The sequence below is a fragment of the Acidimicrobiales bacterium genome, from assembly GCA_036491125.1.
Classification (GTDB): domain Bacteria; phylum Actinomycetota; class Acidimicrobiia; order Acidimicrobiales; family AC-9; genus AC-9.
In genome coordinates this window covers 1-1,542 of record DASXCO010000228.1, presented here as the reverse complement: position 1 = coordinate 1,542, position 1,542 = coordinate 1, and the positions used below count along the sequence as shown (strand labels likewise).

Annotated in this window: 4 protein-coding genes; 3 read left to right on the top strand and 1 reads right to left on the bottom strand. The window is 69.9% G+C overall.

The window, feature by feature from the left end; all coding sequences use genetic code 11:
* Window positions 1–415 (top strand): ATP-binding cassette domain-containing protein (locus tag VGF64_17720; GenBank protein HEY1636598.1); only part of this gene is annotated, 415 nt, incomplete at its 5' end.
* 52 nt (window positions 416–467) lie between these two features.
* Here VGF64_17720 and VGF64_17715 read toward each other — a convergent pair.
* The gene (locus tag VGF64_17715; protein ID HEY1636597.1) at window positions 468–881 is read right to left on the bottom strand and encodes a GNAT family N-acetyltransferase; all 414 of its coding nucleotides are present in this window, start codon (window positions 879–881) and stop codon (window positions 468–470) included.
* Here VGF64_17715 and VGF64_17710 point away from each other — a divergent pair.
* A complete protein-coding gene (locus tag VGF64_17710; protein ID HEY1636596.1) occupies window positions 880–1,056 on the top strand; it encodes a hypothetical protein in 177 nt (58 codons plus the stop codon). The two genes, VGF64_17715 and VGF64_17710, sit on opposite strands and share 2 nt — an antisense overlap.
* Before the next feature lie 36 nt (window positions 1,057–1,092).
* The coding region (locus VGF64_17705; protein HEY1636595.1) for a hypothetical protein at window positions 1,093–1,542 on the top strand (450 nt) is incomplete at its 3' end.

Here is a 1,542-nt window from a genome sequence, read left to right as displayed (position 1 = left end):
CACGCCGGGCGCGCACGCCATCCTCGACCGTCTCGCCCAGGTCGGGCTCGGCTACCTCGCCCTCGGCCAGCCGCTTACCACCCTTTCCGGCGGCGAGCGGCAGCGGCTCAAGCTCGCCACCCGCATGGCCGAGAAGGGCGGGATCTACGTCCTCGACGAGCCGACCACCGGCCTGCACCTCGCCGACGTCGAGCAGCTGCTCGGCCTGCTCGACCGGCTCGTCGACTCCGGCAAGTCGGTCATCGTCATCGAGCACCACCAGGCTGTCATGGCGCACGCCGACTGGATCATCGACCTCGGTCCCGGCGCCGGCCACGACGGCGGCCGGATCGTCTTCGAGGGCACCCCCGCCGACCTCGTCGCTGCCCGCTCCACCCTCACCGGCGAGCACCTCGCGGCCTACGTCGGCACCTGACCGCTACCGTCGCGGAAGGCTGTGCCAGTCGTTCGTCCTCGTCGGACCGGGATCAGCCCTTCACGAAGCGCAGTCGGTCGACCTGTTGGTTCCAGTCGCTCCTTTGCCAGAAGCCCACGGCCATTGGCTCGGTCTCCACCACTATGGCCTGCAAGCGAAGTGCTCCTGCCGCTGCGAGTCGGGACTCGGCCTCGGCAAGCAACCGGTGCCCCAGTCCACGGCGGCGGTGGGAGGGAGCCACGACCAGTCGATAGATCGAGCCCCTCCATCCGTCCCAGCCGGCGATCACCGAGCCGACAAGTCGGCTCCCGTCTTCGGCGACGATCAGCGCCGACGGGTCACGAGCGATGAGCCTTCCGAGGCTCTCGACATCGTCGGTGTGGGTAGGTTCGACATCACTGGCCCCCCACAGCTGGAGGACCGATCCGACATCTTCCGGTTGAGCCGATCGAAGCGTCCAGCCCATGGAGGGAGGATACGGCTCACATCCCCGGGAGCGATTCACGAGCGACCCCGCCGAGATCGCGGTCGGAAGCGCCGCCTTCGTCGTCATGGCCATCGGGATCGTGCTCATCACCAGGACCGCCGGCCCGATCATGGTGCGCCCCACCCACCGGACTGTAGACAGTGTAGACGATTGACCTGTAGACGCTGTAGACTCCGAGCAGGAGGTCAGGATGCCAGCCACGGTTGCCCACGCCATCAAGGTGCTCGAGGAGCGATCCAGCCAGGACGCGGCCCTCGCCGAGGCGGTCGTGTTCCTCGCCGCTGAGGCGGCGGGCGCCGAGGGTCCAGAGCGTCCGTTCGATCGACCCGCCGGCAACGTGCTCCAAGCGGCAACGCTGGTGAACGAGCGTCGTCAGCGTGAAAGGAGGGAGGAGGCGGCCGCGGCGGCGCTCCCGACCGCCCAGGTGGTGGAGCTCCTCGCCTCCATCGGGGATCGCAAGGGCGTCGACCGTCGACGCCGGCGCGGACAGCTGCTCGGCTGGCGAGCCGGTGGGCGGACCCTGCACCCCGCCTGGCAGTTCGATCCCCGGCGGGGGGACACGAGGCCGGGCCTGTCGACGGTGCTCGAGGCGCTGTCGGAGGTCGCCCCCGATCCCCAGGCGGCGGACGCCCTCATGCGG